10 protein-coding genes are annotated in these 18238 nt (G+C 41.0%); 4 read left to right on the forward strand and 6 right to left on the reverse strand.

Annotated elements, in window-relative coordinates:
• The first annotated feature begins 236 nt into the window (after window positions 1-236).
• Window positions 237-4451: a hypothetical protein gene (locus ED557_06745; GenBank protein RNC84671.1), complete on the forward strand. Its 4215-nt coding sequence runs from the start codon at window positions 237-239 to the stop codon at window positions 4449-4451.
• A gap of 245 nt (window positions 4452-4696) precedes the next feature.
• Here ED557_06745 and ED557_06750 read toward each other — a convergent pair whose 3' ends face one another.
• Window positions 4697-6778, reverse strand: coding sequence for a TonB-dependent receptor (locus ED557_06750; GenBank protein ID RNC84672.1), 2082 nt, complete (start codon window positions 6776-6778; stop codon window positions 4697-4699).
• Window positions 6779-6855: 77 nt separating this feature from the next.
• Here ED557_06750 and ED557_06755 point away from each other — a divergent pair, with 77 nt between their 5' ends.
• Complete coding sequence (locus ED557_06755; GenBank protein ID RNC84673.1) at window positions 6856-7662, forward strand: glutamate racemase; 807 nt, start codon at window positions 6856-6858, stop codon at window positions 7660-7662.
• A 76-nt stretch (window positions 7663-7738) separates the two neighbouring features.
• Entirely contained in the window at window positions 7739-10018 is a 2280-nt protein-coding gene (locus ED557_06760; protein RNC84674.1) for a S9 family peptidase, read from the forward strand.
• A gap of 35 nt (window positions 10019-10053) precedes the next feature.
• Here the strand turns inward: ED557_06760 and ED557_06765 are convergent, their stop codons facing one another.
• From ED557_06765 to rbsK, 4 genes are all read right to left on the reverse strand, one after another.
• Window positions 10054-12669: a T9SS C-terminal target domain-containing protein gene (locus ED557_06765; protein ID RNC84675.1), complete on the reverse strand. Its 2616-nt coding sequence runs from the start codon at window positions 12667-12669 to the stop codon at window positions 10054-10056.
• A gap of 80 nt (window positions 12670-12749) precedes the next feature.
• Window positions 12750-13793, reverse strand: coding sequence for a nucleoside hydrolase (locus tag ED557_06770; protein ID RNC84676.1), 1044 nt, complete (start codon window positions 13791-13793; stop codon window positions 12750-12752).
• Window positions 13794-13807: 14 nt separating this feature from the next.
• Window positions 13808-14812, reverse strand: coding sequence for a multidrug DMT transporter permease (locus ED557_06775; protein RNC84677.1), 1005 nt, complete (start codon window positions 14810-14812; stop codon window positions 13808-13810).
• Window positions 14813-14819: 7 nt separating this feature from the next.
• Window positions 14820-15743, reverse strand: coding sequence for a ribokinase (gene rbsK / locus ED557_06780; GenBank protein RNC84678.1), 924 nt, complete (start codon window positions 15741-15743; stop codon window positions 14820-14822).
• A gap of 92 nt (window positions 15744-15835) precedes the next feature.
• On the opposite strand from rbsK, the gene ED557_06785 reads away from it, so the two are divergent.
• Window positions 15836-16870, forward strand: a complete 1035-nt coding sequence (locus ED557_06785) for a LacI family transcriptional regulator (GenBank protein RNC84679.1) — start codon at window positions 15836-15838, stop codon at window positions 16868-16870.
• Window positions 16871-16875: 5 nt separating this feature from the next.
• On the opposite strand, the gene ED557_06790 is transcribed toward ED557_06785, so the two are convergent.
• On the reverse strand, window positions 16876-18207 hold the full coding sequence (locus ED557_06790; protein ID RNC84680.1) for a PhoH family protein: 1332 nt from the start codon (window positions 18205-18207) through the stop codon (window positions 16876-16878).
• Between the last annotated feature and the right edge of the window lie 31 nt (window positions 18208-18238).

Raw genomic sequence — 18238 nt, forward strand, 5'->3', positions numbered from 1 at the left:
TTTGGTTTTTCAGTTTTGAATCAGAAAAAAAGTACAAAAAATCTGTAAGGACTTCCTGTTTAATCGGTCTGACTTATCAAGCATAGAGACGACAATCATTGCCTTTGAGAGTAAAATCTCAATGTCCTTCCAGGGGTAAGAGGTGGATAACCTTTTACCCTATTTTTTTGGTTAACAGTTTATTAAGACTTTAATACAAGGTTGATTAAGTGCGCTAGTGCAATTATTCTAGTTGCATGAAAGTATTGTTTGCCTCTCTGCTTTTATTATTTGCTCATCAGTTATATGCACAAAATTTTGAGGATGATTTCTCTGATGGAGATTTTACCTCAAATCCAGTCTGGTCGGGCGCAGATAGCAACTTTGTAATTTTTGAGCTGGATGGGAATAATGCGCTTCGATTAAATGACAATGAAGCATCTACTTCTTACCTCTCTACGGCCTCATCAAATGTAATAGGAGAATGGGAGTTCTTTGTTCGTATTGATGGGGGTGCTCCTTCGAATAGTAACAGAGCTGAAGTTTACTTGATGAGCGACATTGCCGATTTAGATGGAGCAGTAAATGGATATGCTTTAAGAATTGGTCAAACCGGTGATGATGTATTTACACTTGTGCGGTTTGATGCAGGATCTCAAAGCACCATTCTTCAAGATACTACCATATTCCAGGCCGGGGGTGAATATCGGGTAAAGGTATCCAGAGATGGAAGTGGAAGTTGGTCGATCGAAGTTGGGGAAGGGTATAATGGGGATTTGAAGAATTCGGGGAATACAGCGTTGGATAACACGCATACAAGTTCTTCCTTTTTTGGAGTATGGGTGAGCTATACGAGTACCCGTACCGACGATTTCTATTTCGATTTTAAAATTGATCCTCCTCCGGTAATTATCGATCCATTGATGATTAGCAGCTTTGAAGTACAGAACCAATTTGAGATTGATATCGCTTTTACCAGAGAGGTTGATGTTAATACAGTTCAGGTATCAGACTTTATATTAAATGGATCTACGTTTCCGAACACAGTCTCAGATCTTTCAAATGATACTATTCGAGTAGCGTTCAATTTACCAATACCCGGAGGCGAAAATGAGCTGTTTATTTCCGGGATTGAAAGTTTTAATAACGATACGGTGTTAACCGATACCACTCTCAACTTCTTTATTTTTGATGAATTTCTTACTGGAGATGTAATAATTAATGAGTTTTTAAAAGATCCACCTTCAGGATCCGGATTGTCGGAATACATAGAATTAAGAAATACATCCTCAAAATATTTAAACCTCAATGGTTGGCAGATTGGAGATAATTCTTCACTTGCTGAGATAAGTAGTGAAGACCTGATTCTACTCCCGGATAGTTTTCTAGTAATTACTTCTGATCCCGACGCCCTCACCGCTGAATTCGGGGAAGGAGTGTATGTAGATGTTTCTCTTCCTGCACTAAATAATACAACTGACCAGATCAGGGTATTTGATCCTGAGGGTAATAGTGTCGATTCTCTGGAATATACTCTGGATTGGGGCGGGGTAGATGTTGCCCTAGAGCGCCGGAGCCCAGATTTAGCTTCAACATTTCAGGCGAATTGGGGAGATTCTCCTAGTGCTATTGGAACTCCCGGCAGGCAAAATGATATTGAATTGGATACGGAACCTCCCGGGTTAGAATCCTGGGAGTTTCTAAATGACAGTACACTTCTGCTGGTTTTTACTGAAGAAATAAAAAGCGAACCTGCTGAAAATCCCGACAATTATTATGTTGCAATTCCTGTTGCAGCAGCATCTGAGCTACAAAATGGTGAGAACGATTTCTTAAGAGCTACCTTCTTTTCTCCTGATACTGTGCTGATTGATTTTTTTGACCCTCCTTACTCAGGAGGGCTTCCCAATAGTTTTGTAATCGAAAATCAGGAGGATGTTTTTGGAAACATTAGTTCAGTTCTTGTCTTTGAATACCAGCTTTTACCTACAGCAGAAGCACTTCCCGGAGATATCGCAATTAATGAGTTTATGTATGATCCCGCAGATGGGTATACAGAATTCATCGAAATAAATAGCCACACTGATAAGATCATCAACCTTAAGGGATGGACCTTAAGTGATAATTCCGGAAACCATCGAGTGATTACAGAAGAAGATTTTTTCATTACCAGTTACGGTACTTCTTTTTCTTTGGGACTTGTCTGGAACCAGCATACTATTCTTGTTCCTGGCGAAGAATTCACCGAATCAGCTCAGGAAACGATCATTATGGGAAGTAATTTTCCGATTTTGAACAACACCTCCGATGCCATAGTTATCAAAAATGCAGAGGGCATTACCATAGATTCATTAACCTATTTTTCAAGCTGGGGAGGAGATGAAGTTTCATTAGAGCGCAGATCAGTAGATTTTCCCGCGACTTTTAGAGAGAATTGGGGAGACAGTCCTTCCGAGAATCTGGCTACACCAGCACGAGAAAATGCAATCGGAGTAGATACATTGGGCCCTCAGTTAATAGCCGCTTCAACGCTCTCATCAACAGAGATACAACTTGTGTTTAATGAAGCTCCTGTTGAACCAACAGTATCGGATACATCCAATTTCAAAGTGAGCGGGCTCAATGAATTTGACCGATTAGAGGTTGCTGAGGATACAGTTACCCTTATTTTTTTACTTCCATTTGAAGATGGACAAACGATTTCAATCCGTGTACTTAATCAGAGTGATGTATTCGGTAATAATACACTTAGTCAAAATATAGAAGTAACCTATGTAGAAATTCAGTCTGCTCAGCCAGCTCAGGTAGTAATTAATGAAATCTTATATCGAAGAGCAGATGCTTTCTCTCCCGAGTTTGTAGAGTTATACAATAACAGTGATAATAATTTTGATCTTTCGGGATGGAAACTAATAGATGCCGGGAATAATGATGCAGAACTTCCTGATGGGACACTCATATTTGCAGGTGAATATCTTGTGTTAACAGATCAGGAGGACTTCGCGGCATCGGTTGTTAATGGCATCTATTTAAATGATTTTCCCTCCCTTAATGATAGCGGAGATGAAGTGATTATTAAGGATGCTGAAGGCGCAACCATGGATAGCTTATTTTATGAATCCGATTGGGGAGGAGATTCTCCAGGGGTATCCTTAGAAAGAAGGGATCCGGAAGCTGCTTCTAATGACCCATCCAATTGGGGCACCAGTACCGCCGAGGGAGGTTTTAGTGCAGGCACCGAAAGCGCGTTATTTGAAATAGATGTTACAGCTCCGGAGATTATTTTTGCTGTCCAGATTGATACCTTGGTGCGAGTTGTTTTTTCTGAGTTCGTAAGAATTGACGGCGAAACATCTTTTTTTGTGAATAGCCAGGAAACACTACCAGTTGATATAGGTGAGATACCGGAAAATGAGCTCTACCTGACCTGGTATCCTGCGTTTTTTGTAGACAATAACAAGAGAGCGTCTACAGGCCGTACAAATGTTAATGTAGAGATTCGAAACATAAGAGATGTAAAAGGGAATTTAGCCCAAACCATTACTTCTGTTCTTGCTTCGCCTATCTCACAAGGGTCAATTGTAATCAATGAAATAATGTTTGATCCACTAGCAGACTCTGATGATAATCTCCCGGATCAAACCGAGTATGTAGAGCTTTATAATCCTACCAACGAAGCCATTTCATTAGAAGGAATTACCATTCATGATGCTCCGGACGAAGATGATGGAATTAGGATCATTGAGCCTGTTTCATCAGAGTTCAAATGGATTCCTTCAGGAGGATATTTTCTCATTTACTCAGAAGACGCAGCAGAAACATTCACGGATAGCCGTATTGCGCAGTATTTCAGTTTGGAAGGCGAGTCAGATCAATTTACAATGAGAGTTGACCGTTCGAGTTTAAGTCTGGCTTCATCTGGAGATGCTATTTTCATAGCCGATAGCAGTGGTGCAACTATAGATTCAGTATTCTATGACGAAAGCTGGCATAACCCTAATGTATTTGATACCGACGGTATAGCCCTGGAACGGATCAATCCTCAGGGATCAAGTAATGATGAAAGTAATTGGAGTTCCAGTACCGATATAAGCGGTGGAACGCCTACCATGCAGAATACTATTTTCCAAGAGCCCGGAAGTCTACCACCTTCGTCCGGAATTTCATTTTCGCCCAACCCTTTCTCTCCGGACGATGATGGCTTTGAAGACAACTTATTTATCAATTATACACTGGATGCTCCTGATTATTTACTTAGAGTTCGAATATTCGATAGATATGGTCGTGAGGTAAGAGAACTGGCGGACGGAGTTCAGGCAGGATTTGAAGGTTCCCTTATTTGGGATGGTCTCACTGATGACCGACGCAAGAACAGGGTAGGAATCTATATAGTGCTTTTTGAAGCGTATAACAGCGCCAGCGGAAGGGATAGAACGTTTAAAGAGACCGTGGTTTTAGCCAGGATGTTTTAGTGCTCGCTATGCTCGCCAATTATCAATTGTTCAATGTTCAATTAAGAATTATCAATTAGGAATAAAGTGCTTGCCATTTCGAGTCGAGCGAGAAATCTAGGAATTAGGCTTTGTTTACGATTTTAGATTTCTCACATTCGTTCGAAATGACAAGATTACCTAATTGAACATTGAACATTGAACATTGAACATTGAACATTGAACATTGAACATTGAACATTGAACATTGAACAATTGATAATTGCCTAATTCTTAATTGAATAATTGATTCCCAGCCCAAAAAACCAATTCCTCTCTGGTGCAGGTTGGAAATAACGGCCTCCAAAGGGATTACTGTCAAAGCCGAGACTGTATTCCTCATCCAAAAGATTATCAACCCCAAAATGAGCATTTAGCATAATATTATCGGCTAGCTTTCCGGACCAATCCAGTTTTGTTTGTAGCACATTAAAAGATTCTGAATAGATGGTATTATCGTCTCTCAATGGTTGTTCATCCACAAAGCGATGTGTAACAGCGATTGAAAAGCCCTGGTCAAACTCAAAACTAATTCGATTAAAAAGTTCATGAGCAGGAACTCCGGTAAGTTCATTTCCAGAGAAATCACCATCTGAAGTATTGTATTCATCAAAAGTGAAATCGCTGAAGGTATAAGCTATAGAGAGTTCAGCCTGATTTAAGATAGAGACAGGGTTTTTGAGCAAGAGGTAATTGGCATTAAGCTCTAGCCCTTTTTGGTCAGTAGTACCGACATTAAGAAACACAGATGTTTCGGGACGATCGGGGCTTGGCTGGTTGGTGATGGCGTCCTGGAGTTTGTAATAAAAAACTACTGCATCAAAACCTAGTCGGCCTTTTAGCGCATTTCCCCTCGCTCCTACTTCATAATTGATGCCTCGTTCCGCTTCCAGGTCAAGGTTGATGCTTGCTTCGTTAGTCCGTACTTCATCAAAGGTAGGAGGAGAAAAACCGGTGCTAATACTACCGTGAATGGTTATTGAAGGAGAAACTTTTTTCGCAATAGCAATTCGAGGTACCAGTTCAGGATCAAAGGTTTTGCTAAAAAGACCGGTAGTGCTATCCGGAGTATTATCAACCAAACGATTTATCGAATACCTAAGCATGTTGATGCTGAATCCCGCTGTTACATACCAACTATTGTCTAAATCCAATTGAACATTTCCGAAGACTAATCCGGACTGTACTTTTAGCACATCGTCGAAGTTTAATGCACCGGGAGAGCCGGCTTCATTTTCAAAATTTCGGGCAGCATAGCTGGAAGCTTGTAATTCGGTACCCAGAGAAAATTTGGTATCCAGACCTGATAGGGAAGTATCGTACTCATATACAGAGCGAAGCCCGCCGCTTTTCCTACTATCCAATTTATAGTCAAGATTGAAAGGATTTTCGAAATCACTAAAAGTCCCGAATGCAGCTACTTCATTATATAGCTTCTCAGTTATTTGGTAAGTATGGGTAGCTCCGAAAAGTAAAGATTCATGTTTGATGCTGGCATTTTTTTCAACACTACCAAAAAGACCCCCACGTGCCTGGGTTGGATCTTCATCGAATTGTTCCTGGGTAAGTCCGCCAGGGATGCCATAATTTAAATCTGAATAAAACATGGAGATTTGAATCTCTCTGCCTTCCATGTATTCTGTTTTACCGGAAACCTCAAGAATCTCACGGTCAAAGAAAGATTGATCCCTGTACCCATCACTGGTATGATCAGAGAATTTGAAGGAGAGGTGACCATTATCTACGACGTCATCGTATGCAAGATCGTATCTGAAAGCTCCAAATGAGCCGACCGAAGCTTGTGCTGAAACCCGATCATTCAAAAATGGAGCGGTGCTATTAATTAATAAAGTTCCTCCATTCCCGGCACCATACATACTTCCAGATGGTCCTTTAATAATCTCCATTTCCTGCATATTTGAAGGGGAAAGCAAATTTATAAAGGTAGTGCCGGTTGGTTCGGTAAAAGGAATTCCATTCCAGTACACCTTTACATTTCGCACTCCAAAAGGAGATCGCAAAGAACTTCCTCTTATAGATATTCGATAACTTCCGTTCGCTCTTTCCCCCATTCGTACTCCTGCAATAGTATTCAACCCGAATACCAACGAAGAATTATCAAAACCGGAAATGAGTTCAGGCTTCAGGTAGCTGATACTACCCGGGGTTTCGAGAAGACTACGATTACTCTGATAAGCAACTACCGTGATTTGGTCGAGTTCTACAGATAATGTGTCTGTAGTTGCCTGTGCAAATGCAAAATGAGGGAAGAATATTATCCCAATGAAGAACAATAATTTTTTAAGCATGGAACAAACTACGAAGGCTTGAATTAAGTTTTGAGAAATGGATACATTCCTTTACAAGAAATCATTCAAAAAAATTAGTGAATTTACAGTCAACGGCACCTATTGGCATCTTTGATTCGGGGATTGGAGGACTAACTGTAGCTAAAGCAGTAATGGAAGCTTTACCCAACGAAGACATCATCTATTTTGGCGATACCGCACGAGTACCCTATGGAATAAAGTCAGAAGAAACAGTTCGACAGTATGCGCTTCAAATCACAGATTTTTTACTTCATAAAGGAGTAAAAATGATTTTGATTGCCTGTAATACGGTTTCAGCATCTGCTAAAAAGGAGATTTTAGAATTGGCAGGTTCTATTCCTGTTTTGGATGTAATCACTTCTGGTGCAGATGCTGCCGTTGAACAGGGAGGAGCTCAAAAAGTGGGTGTGATAGGTACATTGGCAACGGTTAACTCCGGCGCCTATATAGATGCTATCTCCGCTAAAAACGCATCAACTGAAGTGATTCAGCAAGCTTGTCCTTTGTTAGTTCCGCTAGCAGAAGAGGGCTGGACTGACAATAAAATTGCTGTTCAAACTCTTAACGAATATCTGAAAGTGTTCGACGGAAAGGGTATTGATGCATTAATTCTTGGGTGTACTCATTACCCTCTTTTTAAACGTGCAATACCTGAAGTGCTTGAAGATGAATCGATTTCAATCATTGATTCTGCAGATTCGATAGCAAAATCTGTGGAGTACTATTTGAAAAAGAATGACCTTTTAAACGAGTCAGGAGGGAAATTCGAGTGCTTTGTAAGTGACCGTCCTCAGCGATTTAGGGAACTGGCGGAGCGCTTTTTGGGGAGATACGTTTCGGAAACCACCATCGTTTCTCTCTAGATTTACTACTTTTGATTTCGATGTTAAAATCAGCACAGCTATCTTAATTCAAACCAAATCGACAAAACTCGTCTCTATGAAACGAATAAACAATACAGTGTGTGTAGTTGCACTGGCTCTTTTTATCACTGCCCAGGGATTTGCCCAAAGTGTAGGCATAGATCTTTATACAGAAATGGGACAGCGAGGATTTATCAACTACGAAGGGCAATTTGGAGTTAGATGGCTGCCCGGAGATATGGGATATATGGAAACTGAAAACACCGGCGATGGAATGGTTTTCTATAAAATAGACCCTAAGAACCAGGAAAAAACCCCCATCTTTGATGAGCGAACGGAGCAGGCTATTATTGAGCAGTTCAATGAAGCAACAGGTGGCAATACATCGGGTCTTCCATTTCAATCTTTTAGCTTCGTAATGGATAATGAAGCCATTTTCTTTACAAATGATGGCACTGATTTCCTTTTCCACCTGGATGACAAGAATCTTAAAAAGCTATTCAAGCCGGAGATAGAGCGTTTTAAATACGATGATGAGTTGATGAGAAGAATGGAAACCAGCCAGCTCTGGAATGGAACCTATTCTCACGATTACACCAAGTTCGCTTATGTGAAGGGTTATGATATTTATGTCGTAGATACCGAAACGAAAGAAGAGAAAAGACTTACGTACGGAAGCGAAGAGCAGATGAACGGCAAGCCTAGCTGGGTTTATCCCGAAGAATTTGGAGAAAGAGATGCTTATTGGTTCTCCCCAGATGATTCAAAAATTGCCTATCTGCAATACAACGAAACAGATGTTTTTCTTTACCCAATTATTCACGAATTAGATTTTGAAGCCGGCCTAGAGCAAATGCGCTACCCAAAAGCTGGAGAGGAAAACCCAACGGTTAAATTGTTCATCGTTGATATTGAAAACGGAGATATCGAAGAAATTCCTACCAATAGCGGCCCCGATACCTATATTGTACGTCCAATCTGGAGAAATGACGGTTCGGAACTTACGTTCAGAAGACTTAACAGAAAGCAAGATCATCTGGAATTACTGGCATATAGCCTGGATTCAAAAGACGTTCGAACCATCCTTGAAGAAACAGAAGAAACCTACATCAATCTGCACGATAATTTTATCCAGCTTGATGACAACAAAACCTTTTTATGGACTTCTGAACAAAGTGGCTATAATCATATTTATCACTATGACTTCAGTGGAGAACTGAAAACTCAACTTACTAAAGGTGACTGGCCGGTAGGTAGTATTGCAAATGTAGATCAGAAAAATAAGAAGGTGTACTTTTCGGCGTACCATAACATGGGATTGGATCGCTACTTCCATGTAGTCAATTTCAATGGAAAGGGGCTGAAGAACCTGAATGATACTCCTGGTCGCCATACTATTTCTATGAACGAAGCTGGCACCTATTACACCAATAGCTTCTCATCTTTCGACCAGGCTCCTACAGTTACCCTTCACGAAGCGAATGGAAAGGAAGTTCGCACCTTGATGGAATCAGATATTTCAAAGGTAGACGATAACAATCTTTCCAAGCCTGAACTTCTGACTATAAAATCTGCTGATGGAAACTATGACCTACCAGTACTTGTGTACAAGCCGGTAGATTTCGATCCGAATAAAAAATACCCGGTTGTACTTCCATTATATGGTGGACCTACCTATCAGGATGTTACCAATACTTATAAAAATGCTGATGGTTATCAGAGACTGGCGCAGCTCGGTTTTATTGTTGTAAGGGCAAATTACAGAGGCTCCGGAAATCGAGGCAAAGAGTTTGGCACGCTACATTATGGAGGTTTAGGTAGTATCGAGATTGATGACTATGCACACATAGTTCAAGAAATCACAAAAAGAGATTATGCTGATGGGAACAGGGTAGGAGTATATGGGCACTCTTATGGAGGTTATGCTACTTCATTACTCATGCTTCGCTTCCCTGAAATATTCCATGTAGGGATAGCTGGGGCACCTGTTACCGATTGGAGAAGTTATGATACCATTTATACTGAGCGCTATATGAATACCCCTCAAGCTAATCCAGAAGGCTATGATTACGGCTCGGCAATGAAATACGCCGACAACCTCAAAGGGAAGCTTTTATTAGTTCATGGTAACATCGACAATAATGTACACCCTGGGAACACGGTACAGCTTCAAAATGCGCTGATACTAGCGAATAAGAAATTTGATCTTATGATGTATCCCGGAAACAGACATGGCATCAGGGGAGCACATGGACAGCATTATGTGAAATTGAGACTCAATTATTTGATTGAAAACCTTCAGCCAGATATCACAGGTTCTGACGAAGTGAATGCGAACTTAAGTTGGTCTAACTAATCAACAATAAAAAAGCCCCTGAATTTGGGGCTTTTTTATTTTATCAAAGTCATCTTACGGGTTAAAACCCGATCACCTAACTGGAGTTGGTAATAATACACTCCACTTGAAAAGCCTGCTGCATTCCAGCTAATAGAATGGGTGCCTGCCGATTTAACTTCATTAACCAGCGTAGCCACCATTTGTCCCATTAAAGAATAGACGGATAACACAGCTTTTCCTGGTTTATCCAATTCAAAGCTAATGCTTGTTGTGGGGTTAAAAGGATTGGGGAAATTTTGAGCTAAACTGAATTCGGCGATTCTAGAAGGATCTTCAGTATTCACAAGGGCAACAATGGGGATAGGATCTGTTTCTGCAAAAACAGTATCCGTTTCAGCATCTTCAAGTCTTAAAACAAAGGAATCTCCCGGGGCTTCAGGAACCCAAAAACGATTATAAAAACCATCAGCGGCAGCGATGTCTTCTCCTACCAGTTCGAATTCCACTTCTGTTCCTAACCGGGCATACAGGTTAAGAGTTTCAACGGAAACACTAATCCAATAAATCGAAACTCTTTTCCCGGGATTAAACTCACCGCTTACCCAAATTTCATCAATGACAAGGCTTCGGTTTGGGCTGATTTTTAAGGAAGGCGATTGAACCCAAACCTCTTCATCATCTAAGTCTTGTAATCGAAAAACGATGGATTCTCCTCTAAGATCAGGTACAATAAAAGCGGAGTATACAGAGTCATCAGCTGTTAAATTACTTTCTAATACAGTGAACTCTTCCTCAGAAAGCAATCGGTAGGATAGCGAGAAATTATCAATGTTAAACAACTTCCAGGACAAGGAAACGGTATCGCCAGGTTCAAAATAGGGGCTAAAATTAGGGCTTCTAAAAAACCCGGTCTTAGTATCCTCAAGCGAAAAAGCCTCAGTAAGATGCTCCAGTCCGGCCAGCAAATACACGAAAGGAGAGTTCCAGTAAGTTGTCATCTCATTGGTAGAGTAACTGCAATAATGATCTAAATAAGAAAGAGCAGGATTTGTATAAGTGTAAGCAGAAGTTCCGCAATCCTGACTTTGGTTATTAGGGTTTGCACCTCCAGCTACCCATCCAGGTACAGGATCAACCACATTGTCGGCCTCAGATTGGCGATGATGAATATTCATTGGAGGATTTTCCCCGAACCCTGTTACAAAGCTTTGATCCAGAGGATTTCTTCCCATGATATAATCGAGCACATGTATAGTAGCATCATAATATTCTTCCTCTCCGGTTACTCTGTAAGCGAGCATTGTTACCAGGCCGATATTTCCTGCAAATCCATTACTTCCCCAGAAAAAATGACCAGATGCTGTTCCAAATGGAGAACGGTACGCGGAGGTATTACCCGAGTTAATATATGAGTCAGCGATGCTGGCTACTTTCTGTTTCATTGAAGTAGTATCGCTCAGTCCTACAGCAGTTAATTCCGTTCGATTAGCTACCAAAGAGAATAAGCCCATACCACGAACGCTATTCCAACCTACAACACCAGAGCTACTCCAGCCATTATCCATATAATAGCTATCATCTTTGGTTGTGATATATAATTCAGAGGCAGCCCAAAACTTCTCATCACCAAAACTCCCATCACCATAGGTGCCCGTACTGATCGCCGGGTTTGTCAAAGCCCCCTGATTATAGGATACGTTTGGATTATCCAATGCCCAATCCCAGGCATCTTCAGCAGCAGCCAGTGCAGAATCAGCAAAATCTGGCAAGAAAGGTTCATAAACTCGTGCTGCATGAGCCATAACAGCTGCAAAGTCGTAGGTAGCAGCCGTTCCTTTCATAACCACATATCGGTCGGCGGTTGGTACATTAGGCATAACTGTACCTTGAAAGGTTGGTGAAGTAAGTTTATGATAAACACCACCGTCTTCAGGGTCTTGCATAGTAAAAAGCCACCGTAACGCCCAAAGGTTTTCATCCAGGATATCGGGAATGTCATTTGTGCTTTCCGGAATATTTAATGATCGATCGTCGAAGAATTCAGGGAATTCCTCATAGGCAAACAGCATCTGGCTGATACTGGATGAAATAGGAACCACATACTTATTGAAGTCTCCGGCATCGTACCAACCTTTTGAGGACGAAATAATCGAGTTTGCCGGCCTTCCGGTGGAAGCTGCAGAATTATGAACAAGAACTTCGTCATCAGGGTGTCCTAAAGCCCGGGCCCATTCACCGGCATAAGCTTCTTCCAGTTCCATAGATGCCCGATTAAAATACATTGCTTTAATAATCCCATCGGTTAGCTCAGAAAAAACATTATTGCCAATAGTGAACGGATAGGATTCTTCTCCATCCACAATACCAAGTATATAGGTGCCCGGAACAAAGTATTCGCTAAAATCAGCGACTTTTACTGATTCATCACCGGGGCTGTAATAGTCATCATCCGAAAGTTCCCCCTCGTAAACAACCGCTCCAGATTCGGCATCCTTTAAATAGAAAGAGGATAAGTCTGTTTGTGGGGTAATCCCAAGTTTAGGAGCCTGAGGATAATAACCAAGCTGGTTTACTTTGGGTTTGGAGTTCTTTGTTTGAGCGAGAACTGCTGCGGTTGAGATTAAAGAGAAAAAAAGAATGAAAAGAGTTCTGGAAAACGTGGTAGTCATAGAGATTGATCAATTAATTTTAGTAAATATGAAACTAAAAAATGAAAGTTAAAAAAGATATGAATTCTCACGAGCCAACATCAGTGGGAGGAGGTCGGAGCCTGAACCAGAATTGGAGAATTCATAGTGTCAAAGAAGTCTTTAAGAATCAATTCTTTATTAAAGTTTTCCCAGATCAATACTTCTCTTGTATTGTCTGGTTGCTCAACCCATGTTTCATCAATCATTGTTGGGGCAGGGATCAGTTTTTGCTCTCCCCAGGCCTCATTTTTCAGAATAGCAACAGCCACCATATCGAATAATGCTCTGCCAGGTGGATCTCCGTACAGGTCAATATTCTCAAACAGGCTAATGGAATAGTCTCCGAAGTTAGTAAAAGTGTTTCCATGTCTGCCTTCTACAGGAGCAACAGTAGGCCCAAGTCCGGGCATTTTCTCAGCAATAATCTCTGGAGTAACTTTTACGGCGTCAGAGCCGCTTGGCTCGCCATATCTAACCATCACCATTTCAAAAGGTACATCCTGTTCCAGAACGTAATTCATAGAAGGAATATCATTTTCCAGGTTGTATTCTCCGGGATCAGGATAATTGGCTCCTAACCATACTATTCGAATATTCTTTTTTATGTCCGGAGCTTTCTCAAGAGCAAGTGCAATATTAGTAAGCTTGCCAACAGGAAGTAAAACGAGTGGTTCATCGGTAGCAGCTCTGGCTTCCTTTATAATAAACTCAACCGCTTCAGCTCCATCGTATTCTTCAGAGGATATGTAATCCTTGATGTCATTAAAATCTCCATTTGCTCCAGCAAGTAAAGGAATGTCTCCATCCAAGCTACTGAGTTTGAGAATTCGCTCTGCTTCTGCGTAATGCCCATCAATTTCTCCACCGTTATAGGTAGCATTTACGGTTACACCGCGAACATTAAAAACATCCCCGTTGAATAACAGGTAAGCGAGAGCATGTTGATCATCAAGCTCATTGTTAGCATCGGTATCGAAGATGACTGATATTTTTTTTGATGCCTCTTTATTAGTGTCAGGTGGTGTTTTTTGAGTACAACTCAAGGTTAATACCACAAAAAAAGTGATACAGATAGTTTTGGAGAATTGGTTTATGGAGTACATGAGTTCCAATGAGGTTAGATTAATCGTGAGTAAACAATGAGTGCCAATCCGGCTATAAAAAAGAAAAACATCATGCCTATAAGGCGGTTAACTCCCTGAGGGGCATCTTTAAATTCTTTCCAAACAAATACTCCCCATGCAGCAGCTACCATAGTAGCTCCTTGTCCCAGACCATAGGAAATTGCAAATCCAGCTTTATCGGCAGCAATGAGACTAAGCGACATTCCAATACACCATATCACCCCACCAAGTATTCCTATGAGATGAAGCTTCGTATCTCCCTTTTTGAAATAATCAGCATAAGATACTTTTTCACCTTTTACTGGCTTGAACATGAAAATAGAGTTCCAAAGGAAGTTGGAAACAAAAATTCCAATAGAGAAGATGAATACCGCTGAGTACGGAGTTAATAAACCTGCTTCGGGAGAAACGAAATCAGTAGACATCGATGCCGCTACGAATCGGTAAAAGAAGCCCATCAAAATCCCACCAACTATCGACAATATGATGCCTTTAGCTGGTGTTGAAGATCCCTGAGAGACCTTTTTTTTATAGGCTAATGCGTCTATACCAATTGCTGCTGCTACGAGGCCTACCCCTGAGAAAAGCAGTAAGGGATCACCTACTGGATCAGCGATATAATTAACCACCACTCCCAAAATAAGGGCAATTCCAATGCCGACCGGGAAGGCAACGGCCATACCCGCGATATCAATAGCCGCAACAATCAGTAGGTTCGCAATATTGAAAACGACTCCTCCGATAAATGCAGAAACAAGAGCATCAGGAGATCCTTGAGAAAGATCTGCGACAAAACTCCTTCCGGCATCCCCCATACTTCCCAGGGTGAATCCAAAGATCAGAGTTAATAGCACGATGCCGATAGCGTAGTCCCAGTAAAAAAGTTGGAAGGCCCAGGATTTAGAAGAAAGCTTTTGAGTATTGGCCCAGGATCCCCAGCAAAGCATGGTAATCACACATAAAAAAACAGAAAGGGCATAACTATCAGGAATAAACATAATCGATTTATTTGGTGGTTAGGAGGTCTGTCAATTCTTTTCTAAAAGGCACTGAAGCTTGTGCCCCTTTTCTTGTTACTGAAATTGCTGCTGCACGATTAGCGAATGCTACTGCCTCTTTAAGCTCCATGTTTTCGGATAAGGCTACTGCAAGAGCACCATTGAAAGTATCCCCGGCAGCAGTGGTATCAACGGCCGTAACTTTTTGTGTGGGAATGATCTGATCCATAGTACTGGTGAGTACATATGCTCCCTGGCTGCCCAGTGTGATAATCACATATTCTATTCCTTTATCTCTTAGTGCAGTAGCTGCTTTTCGAGCACTTTCAAGATCAGTAACGGTTATTCCAGTAAGAATTTCGGCTTCTGTTTCATTAGGAGTGATAATGGATATTCGTTGCAGGTCTTTATCATCAAGAGCCTGGGCAGGAGCAGGATTGAGAATGACTTTACAGTTTTCCTGCTCAGCAATTTCCAGGCAATAGGAAACGATGGGAAGCGGAATTTCGAGTTGAATGAGCATGAATTGTGCAGCCTGTATTGCAGGAGTAGCCTTGTCTATATCCGCAGTAGTTATTGAGGAGTTTGCACCTGAAGCCACTGCTATAGAGTTTTCTCCTTGGGCATCTACCAGGATAAGCGCTACCCCGGAAGGCGTTCCTGCTTGAATACTTACGTATTGGCTATCAATACCAGCTTCATTGAAATTGCTTAGAGATTCTTTCCCAAAAATGTCGCTGCCAATACTGGATACGAAACTAACATTACCTCCTAAACGAGCAGCAGCTACGGCCTGGTTTGCTCCTTTCCCTCCGGGGTTCATCTTAAATGTACCCCCAAGAATAGTTTCTCCAGGACGTGGAATACGATCTGAATAGATCACCATATCCGTATTACTACTTCCGACAACAACAATTTTATTAGGACTCATTTTCAGGCAGTAAAAATTAGAACAAACGTGTGAGCAATAAATTAAAAGGAGTTTTTAAGATAAATACAAATTAAAATTTTAGGTTTTGATTGATGAATATGTTGTTAACTTCTGCCATGAAATCAGACGGGATTACAATTAAGGAAATAGCCGCATTGCTCAATATTTCCAGCAGTACAGTATCAAGAGTGTTAGGAGGGAAGGCTAAAGAATTCAGGATAAGTAGCGAAACAGAAAAGCTGATCAAGAAAACGGCAGAGGCTCATAACTATCGTCCAAACCAGGTAGCCAGAAATTTGAGGCTCCAAAAATCGAATACGATCGGATTGGTGATCCCGGATATTTCCAATCCTTTTTTTTGCAACCTTGCGCTCAAGATCGAAACAGAGTTAAGGAGTAGGGGCAAACTTATTCTGCTTTGCGATACACATGATGACTCAGAAATTGAAAAGGATAGCCTGCAGCTTTTGGTTGACAGGCAGGTCGATGGCTTGTTGGTTGCTCCCGTAGGGTTAAAAGGCGAGCATTTTGAGAATCTCTCTAAACCACTGGTTATGATTGATCGATATTTCGAAACCTTGTCAATCCCTTATGTGTCGACGAATAACTATTCCAGTTCCTATGATGCGGTGAAACTTCTTCAGGGGAGAGGGCACAAAAAAATAAGTTGTATTCAAGGACTTGAGAACACCATATCAAACCGGCAGCGTGTGGAAGGATATTTGAAAGCTATGGCTGAGCATGATGCTACAAGATTCGAAGTTGAAGTAATAGGATCTGACTTTACCATTCAAAATGGATATGAATCTGCATTAGAAGTACTTGGCAGAAAAAAACGCCCTACGGCAATATTCTCACTGAGCAATCAGATTACTTTAGGGGTATTAAAGGCGACTAAGGAGTTAAAGTTAGAAGTACCAACAGATGTCTCAATCATATCCTTTGATGATCAACCCTACTTCGAGCTTACCCAACCTTCTATTAGCTCTATCCGTCAACCTGTTGAAGAAATAGGTAAAGAAGCCGTAAAGCTTCTGTTCGATCTCATTGAAGGCAAAGAAAGTACCAGCAAGCTTATTGAAGCTACTTATATAGAAAGAGAATCTATCTCAGCTCCTTCGTTGTAGAAGAATTAAAGCAGCTTACTTGCGATGTTTGCCAATTCTGAGCGCTCGCCTTTTTCCAGGTTTACATGTGCATAAATGGGATTATTATGCATTCTATCTACCAGGTATGAAAGTCCATTACTTTGAGAGTCCAGGTATGGAGTATCAATCTGGAAGATATCTCCTGTAAAGATGATTTTCGTCTTTTCTCCAGCCCTTGTAATGATGGTTTTTATCTCATGAGGAGTCAGGTTTTGAGCCTCATCAACAATAAAAATCACGTTCGATAAACTACGTCCTCTGATATAAGCCAGAGGAACGATGCGAAGCTTATCGGTTTGCACCATTTCATCAATCTTCTTGTACTGCTTACTGGTTTCCTTGAATTGGTTTTTAATAAAGCTCAGGTTATCCCAAAGCGGCTGCATATAAGGATCAATCTTTTGGCTGGCATCTCCTGGGAGATATCCAATATCCTTATTGCTAAGTGGTACAATTGGGCGTGCTAAATAAATTTGTTTGAAATGGCTTCGCTGCTCCAGGGCACTAGCTAATGCAAGCAATGTTTTTCCAGTTCCAGCTGAGCCTGTTACACTAGCCAACATAATACTTGGGTTCATAAGTGCATGAAGTGCAAAAGTCTGCTCCGCATTTTTTGGAGTTATACCATAGGCATTCATTACTTCGATGTTCTCAATATAACCGGACTTCTTATTGTATTTGCCCAAAGCAGAAGAGCCATGACTTTTCATGATATAGAAGTGGTTGCTTACTGGTGAAGCTTCCATTAATCCCTTGGGACGGATTTTGCCCTTTTCATAGAACTTGCTGATTACAGAAGGATCTTCCAGTTCAAGCTCAGTTTTACCTTTGTATAACTGGTCAATATTCTTGACTTGCACCGTCTCATAATCCTCTGCCTCGAGGTTAAGGGCTCGTGCTTTCAGTCTCAGGTTTATATCCTTTGAAACGAGGATTACTTTTTCCTTGGGATTTTCGGATTTCAGCCTGAGTGCGGCATTGATGATATCATGATCGTTTTTCTTAGAACCAAACATTTCGTTGGCATCTACATGATCTCCACCATTAGTAATTACTTTCAGATTGCCGTGGGAGCGCCCATTAAGTGGAATCCAATCAAGGAGCATGTTGTCATCAGAAATACTATCCAGATAACGGATAAATTCCCTTGCATGTAAGTTAGTTACTGAGTTCCCCTTTTTAAAAGTGTCTATCTCCTCAAGAACAGTGATAGGGATTGCTACGTCATTTTTTTCAAAATTTTTAACTGCTTCATTGTCATATAAAAGAACGGAAGTGTCGAGTACGAAAATCTTTTTCGTTTTCTTCTTCGGCATGGGCAAATGGTATTTAAATTCAACGTAAAAC

This window comes from Balneola sp. (assembly GCA_003712055.1).
GTDB lineage: Bacteria > Bacteroidota > Rhodothermia > Balneolales > Balneolaceae > RHLJ01.